This window comes from Microtetraspora malaysiensis, assembly GCF_001528665.1.
Taxonomy (GTDB): domain Bacteria; phylum Actinomycetota; class Actinomycetes; order Streptosporangiales; family Streptosporangiaceae; genus Microtetraspora_A; species Microtetraspora_A malaysiensis.
In genome coordinates, this window is record NZ_BBYJ01000016.1 from 123,715 (window position 1) to 129,714 (window position 6,000).

General features: G+C 71.3%; 7 protein-coding genes. 3 read left to right on the plus strand and 4 right to left on the minus strand.

The features are described from left to right. Window positions 1-73 precede the first annotated feature (73 nt). From AWQ71_RS21150 to AWQ71_RS41765, 3 genes are all read left to right on the plus strand, one after another. Complete coding sequence (locus AWQ71_RS21150; protein WP_157570466.1) at window positions 74-865, plus strand: hypothetical protein; 792 nt, start codon at window positions 74-76, stop codon at window positions 863-865. A 256-nt stretch (window positions 866-1,121) separates the two neighbouring features. After that, on the plus strand, window positions 1,122-1,661 hold the full coding sequence (locus tag AWQ71_RS21155; RefSeq protein WP_067135824.1) for an RNA polymerase sigma factor: 540 nt from the start codon (window positions 1,122-1,124) through the stop codon (window positions 1,659-1,661). After that, window positions 1,658-2,749, plus strand: a complete 1,092-nt coding sequence (locus AWQ71_RS41765; protein ID WP_157570467.1) for a CU044_5270 family protein — start codon at window positions 1,658-1,660, stop codon at window positions 2,747-2,749. The genes AWQ71_RS21155 and AWQ71_RS41765 overlap by 4 nt, the downstream gene beginning before the upstream one ends. Window positions 2,750-2,955: 206 nt before the next feature. Here AWQ71_RS41765 and AWQ71_RS21165 read toward each other — a convergent pair whose 3' ends face one another. The 4 genes from AWQ71_RS21165 to AWQ71_RS21180 form a co-directional block, all read right to left on the minus strand. Beyond that, on the minus strand, window positions 2,956-3,825 hold the full coding sequence (locus AWQ71_RS21165) for an ATP-binding cassette domain-containing protein (RefSeq protein ID WP_067135828.1): 870 nt from the start codon (window positions 3,823-3,825) through the stop codon (window positions 2,956-2,958). A gap of 20 nt (window positions 3,826-3,845) precedes the next feature. Next, window positions 3,846-4,634, minus strand: a complete 789-nt coding sequence (locus AWQ71_RS21170) for an ABC transporter permease (RefSeq protein WP_067135830.1) — start codon at window positions 4,632-4,634, stop codon at window positions 3,846-3,848. Then, complete coding sequence (locus AWQ71_RS21175; protein ID WP_157570468.1) at window positions 4,631-5,242, minus strand: hypothetical protein; 612 nt, start codon at window positions 5,240-5,242, stop codon at window positions 4,631-4,633. Before AWQ71_RS21175 ends, AWQ71_RS21170 begins: the two co-directional genes overlap by 4 nt. A gap of 132 nt (window positions 5,243-5,374) precedes the next feature. Next, window positions 5,375-6,000 (minus strand): hypothetical protein (locus AWQ71_RS21180; protein WP_218001890.1); only part of this gene is annotated, 626 nt, incomplete at its 5' end.

A 6,000-nucleotide genomic window follows, 5' to 3' on the forward strand; every position in this document is an offset into this window, starting at 1 on the left:
TTTGCCGAGATTTGTCGGAGGTGATCATTAGGGTTCGGGTCATGGCTGAATCGGTGCGGATGACCATGACGGGGTGGCGGCCGGAGCGGGCCCCATGATCCCCTGGCAGAACGTCGCGGCGCGGATCGTCGCCGGTGACACCGCGGGCACCCTCCAGCTCGTGACCGCGCTCGACGCGGGCGGCCGGAGAGCGGTGGCGGCGGAGCTGCCGCGCCACCTGGCCGAGCTGAAGCGGACCACGGACGGTTGGTGGGAGTGGCGCGCGCAGATCCCGGCCCTGCGGGTGGCCGGTGCCGCCTGCCTGCCGGGGCCCGGCGCCGTGACGAACTGGCTCTACCGGCGCGACTTCGGCTGGCGGGACGACCATGTCGCCGACGCGGGGCGCATCCTCGGCGTGCTGCGGCGGCGGCCCGAGCCGTGGCGCGCGGACCTGGCCCGCCGGATGGTCGAGCGGCTGCGGGCGTCCCATCTGGACGTGGAGATCCCGCACTGGCGGATCGCCGCGAGCCTGGTCCGTGAGACCGGCATCGAGCCGCCCCCGAACGACGCCTTCGTGGTCGGCTGGCTCCGCTCCCTCGGCGCGGCCGGTCAGGCGGCGCGACGGCCCGACCTGGAGCGCCTTTCCCGGGATCCGCTGTTCGTTCGGCTCCTGCCGCGCGTCTTCGACCTCGCCGAGCTGAGCTCGGCCCTCTCCGGAGCCCAGGTGGACGTCATCGCCCGGATGGTTCATGAAGGCCTGCTCGACCGGGCCGAGATCCTCGACCGGGTGGCCCGGCGGCTGCTCGCCGACGGCGCCGCGGCCGTACCGGCGCTGACCGAACTGCACGACCGGATCGACTACGGCCAGAGTTCGGTAGGTCGCTGAACCTCACCCCGCCCGAGCAGACTCCGACCACTCGCCTGGACCTGGAACCTCGCGTGCTCTTCCCGTCTTCACGCACCTGAGATGCCGCTTCCCGGCTGTTGAGAGCGAGCACACTCCTTCGACACGCGGTGACGCGGCTGCGTGAATGTGCGCGCCGACCTAGGAGACGTGCCGGGTGGGCGGAACCGGGCTGTAAGAAAGCCTGCCTTCGGACCACATGCTCTGTGGACGACGTACCCCAACCGAAGGAACCGGCTTGCCCAACCCACATGAGCGCTTCACCGCGCTCTACAACACCTACCAAGCGAGGGTGTACGGCTATGCGGCAAGCCGCGCCGGACACCAACTCGCGGAGGAAGTGGTCAGCGAGACCTTCCTGGTGGCCTGGCGGCGCCTCGACAGCATCCCCGACCACGCACAGTTGCCATGGCTCTTCCGCGTCGCTCGAAACATTCTGCGCGACAACTACCGGCAGACCAGTCGGCACGAGTCCCTGCAAGCCGAACTGAGAACGTGGACGAACGAAGCCGCCACGGACGCGGGCGAGCACGCCACCGAGCGAGTCGCCGCCCTCCGGGCGCTGGCCACCTTGTCTGATGCCGACAAAGAGATCCTGACCCTGACCACCTGGCATGGCCTGTCCGTCGTGGAGGCAGCCGAAGTGCTCGGCTGCACCAAGGCCGCCTTCTTCGTCCGAATGCATCGGGCTCGCCGCCGACTGCAAGCAGCGATCCACGCCGGTGAGACCTCCACATCTCCGGAGCCCGTGATCGTTCCAGGAAGGAAATTCCGATGAGCCGCAAGCCCGACCCCACGCACCTGCTTGCCCTGGCCCGCCCGGCTTCGCTGGATCGCGGCTCACGCATCTCCGCTGACGACATGCTTGCCATGACTACCACTGAGGCACCAGAAGAACTCACATGCAGACCGTCGCGCCAGAGACGACCCCTCGTCACCGCCCTTCGCTTCACGGCCGTCGCGACCGCCGTCGCGGTTGCGACCACCGTGCTCGTGCGAAGCACAGACAGCGAGGTCGCCCCATCTCCCCCCACGCTCGCCCGGGCTGTACTTCTCGCGGCGGCCGATCGAATCGAGACCGCAAACCCGGCAACCGGCCGATACTGGCACGCCACTGGCCAGAGCTTCGCTGTAGGGGCATGGGGGCAATCCCCGGTCGGCAAGGAGCCGGAAATGATCCGATACCGGGTGGCGTGCACTCACGAGACCTGGATGGCGAGGTCGGAGCGCGATGCCAGCTGGCTGGTGGTCACAGCCCAGTCAGGCGAGCCGCTCACCAGGGTGGACGAGGCCGCCTGGCGCCGGCAGGGCGCATACAGGCTCGGCGCCTGTGAGGGGCCCGCTGTTCCGTCGGTGGGCGGGGCGCTGCCGGCACCGCCGTTTGCCACGCGCCTCGACGACAAGCACAACCCCGAAGTTTCCTACCCGCAGGTCGGGGCCACGCATGTCACTACAGAAGAGGTCATGAGCCTGCCGACCGATCCGGCGAAGCTTGAGGAAGTCCTCCAGGCTTGGAATCGGCGAGGCGGTTATCGATCCACCGAGGAGTCGTTGTTCTCGCAGGCAACCACTATCTTGTCCCAGCTTCCGACGACCCCGAAGCTACGGGCCGCGCTGTACCGCGTGCTGGCGAACTTGCAGAGTGTGGAGAACACCGGGACGATCAAAGACCCGCTGGGACGCGTCGGAGCAGGGATAGAGCTGTCGGGCTCAGGCAGACAGATCATCATCGATCAAACGTCCGGCGGACTTCTGGCCGTACAAGAACGATCTCCTGATGGTACGGGCGAGTTGACCGCGTGGACCGCTCTGACAACCTCCGGCTGGACCGACGCCAGACCGGCACTACCCAAAACGCAACTCTGATCGTGGAACTCCTGACTGAACGAATCGCGTCTTCACGGCTGTCCACGCTCCGCACCGGCTCCCAGTCGTAGATGCCCTGTCCCATCGCGGCCGCCGCCGGATGGCGGGACCGGTTGGAGGTGGTCATCGACCCACATCGCGTGTCCCGCCGTCACGGAATGAACTGCCCGGCCTGCCAGGGGATCGGCTCGGGACGGCGCTGGGGGTCAGCTGGGGACGGCTTCGCGCATGAGGGCGACGTAGCCCTCCTCCAGTGACGGCTGCACGGGGACCGCGGCCGGATCCGGCTTGGTGGGGCTGACCACGCGGTAGTGGGTGCCGCCCGGACGGCCGACCGCCGACACCACCACGCCGGTGGACGGGGGCGGCCCCTGGGTGACGACCTCCCACGTCGCGCCTTGGGCCCGGTCGATGATGCCGGTCACCGGGCCGGTGAAAACCACCCGGCCCGAGGCCATGACGGCGGCCTCCTGGCAGGTCTGCGCGACGTCCTCGACGATGTGGGTGCTCAGCAGTACGGTCCGATGGCCCGCGATCTGGGCGAGGAGCGTGCGGAACCGGATGCGCTCCTCGGGGTCGAGCCCGGCCGTCGGCTCGTCCACGACGATCAGGGCGGGGTCGCCGAGCAGGGCCTGGGCGATGCCGACCCGCCGCCGCATGCCTCCCGAGAAGCCCTTGAGCCGGCGCCGGGCGACGTCGGCCAGCCCCACCATGTCGAGCAGCTCGCCGATCTGGCGCCGCCGGGCCGCGTCGTCGTCCAGGCCCTTGAGCAGGCCGACGTAGTCCAGGAACTCGTGCGTCGTCAGGTCGGGATAGAGGCCGAGGTCCTGCGGCAGATATCCAAGCCGCCGCTGTACGGCCAGCCGTCCCGCCCGCGTGGTGATGTCGTGGCCGCCCACCAGCACCCGCCCGCTGGTCGGGGGCAGCACCCCGGCCAGGACGCGCATGAGGGTGGTCTTGCCGGCGCCGTTCGTGCCCAGCAGGCCGAACATGCCTCCGGGGACGGCCAGATCGACGCCGCGCAGCGCCTCGACGCGCCCGAACCGCCTGCGCAGCCCGCTGATCATGATGTCCATGGTCTTCCTTGGTCTCCGTTTCAGGACGAGGTACGGCGGGCGAGCAGCGGGCTCGCGAACACGAGGGGCGGCGTCGCGAGCACGGCCAGCAGGACGACGCTGAGAAGCGCCGCGCCGCCGCCGGGTTCGGGCCGCAGGAAGGAGAGCCAGCCGGGGGTGCCCGCGTACAGAGCGCGCTCACCGATGAGCCAGCTCGCCGGGTAGTCGCCGATCGGTGTCAGCAGGGTGCCCGTCAGCGAGGGCAGGTAGTTCGGGCCGAGCAGGTTCCCCCAGAACCAGTAGCCCGCGAACAGCACCCGGAACAGCGGCGCCGAGAGCACCAGTGGGCCGACGAGCGCGAACGCGGCCACGAACGCCAGGCCCGGCAGCAGCACCACGGCGAACGCGGCGACCGCCGAGGGGAACAGGGCGGGGTCGCCCCGGTGGACGAACTCGCCCGCCGCCGTGACGAGCAGCGCCAGCAGGGCGGGGACCGCGGTCGCGGCGACGGATCCGGCGTACTTCCCGGCGACCAGCGCGCCCGGGCGGGTCGGCAGGCTGGCGAGCAGCGACGCGGCGCCCAGCCGGTGGTCGCGGACGAGCCGGTCGGCCAGCACCATGCCGAACCCGATCGGCAGCAGCATCGAGAACAGCAGCGCCCACGAGCCCATCACCCGGGCGGCGTCCGCGTCGGCCGGCAGGTAGCGCGGGCCCCGGTCGCCCTGGGCGACGGCGATGAGGACGGCCAGGCCGGCCGTGCTCAGCCACAGGGACCGCTTGCGGATCTGCATCCGGAACTCGTAGCGGCAGACGGCGAAGAAACGCCTCATATCTCTTCCTCCGTCAGGAGGCGCTCCGGCCGGCGCAGCAGCAGGAGCGCGATCGTGATGAACAGGACGCCGCAGGCGGCGAGCACCGCGCGGTTCGTTCCCCAGCCGTCGGCGACGCCCGCCCGGCTGGTCAGGAACAGGAAGAACGGACGCGACCACGCGCCGGCGATCAGCGCCGAGGCGAAGAGCTGCTGGCACAGCCACACCACGGCGACCGTCGTGGTGGCCAGCACGACGCTGCGCCCCAGGACGGCCACCAGCAGGGCCAGCCCGGTGAGCCCCAGCAGCGGCGACGCCCAGACCAGGGCCGACGCGAGGGGCGAGTCGGGGCCGGCCCACGAGCCGGTGAGCCGCAGCGCGGCCGAGAAGAGCACCGACAGCGCGGCGCCGATCCCGGCCACCACACCCAGTCGGCGGCCCAGCGTCCAGGAGTAGCCCGTGGGCAGTGTGAGCTGCAGTTCGCGGCAGCGGTCCACGCTGACCACCGTGACCGCGGCCGTCGCCGCGGCCAGCGGGACGAGCGCCTCGACACCGGAGAGCAGCAGGCTGTGGACGGACGGCCGCGGCGTACCGAAGGCCGCCCCCGCCGCCGCGAGGGCGAGGGTCACCAATAGGGAGGCGGGCGGTGCCAGGCAGGCGGGCCATCCCGCACGCCGGGCCTCGTACCGCCATAGGGACATCGGTTTCACACAGGTGGGTACCGGCCGGGCCGGACCGGTTCACCGGAATTTTGTTCCGGTTCAGAAGCCGGCCCCCCGCGCGGCTCCACGCGGGAGGCGTGGCGACAGCAGCACCGTCACCGCGACGAGCGCCGTCGCGCCCACCAGGACGCCGGAGCCGGGCGACCACAGCGGCTCGACCGCGGCCGCCACCGCCCGGTTGAGCTCGCCCGTCGTCGCGATCATCCGGAGCAGCCACAGCGCCATCGCCGCCCCGACGCCGACGGACGGCCGCCACAGCACCGACAGCGCGAAGCTGAGCGCGGACAGTGGCACCAGCGGGCCGAACCATGCGGTCATGAGGCCGAGGGCGCTCGCGACCGGTTGCAACGGGGTGAGCGCGAGCGTGACGAGCAGGCCGCCCGTGACGATCACGCCGAGCACCAGCGTCAGGCGGGCGAGCAGCACCACCCTGGGCGAGGTGGGCGTGGCCGCGAGCAGTTCGCCCACCGGCTCCCGCTCCGTCCCGCACGCCCCTGCCACCGCGATCGCCGCGGCGAGCGGGATCACGGTGGCGAGCGCGTGCGGCGCCAGCCCCAGCGGCGTGACCCGGGCGGCGATCACGCCGCCGAGCACGAGGGCGGCCGCGGAGACCACCCAGACCGGCCATCTGATCAGGGTCCGCTGGCGGGCGAACAGGCCGGCGG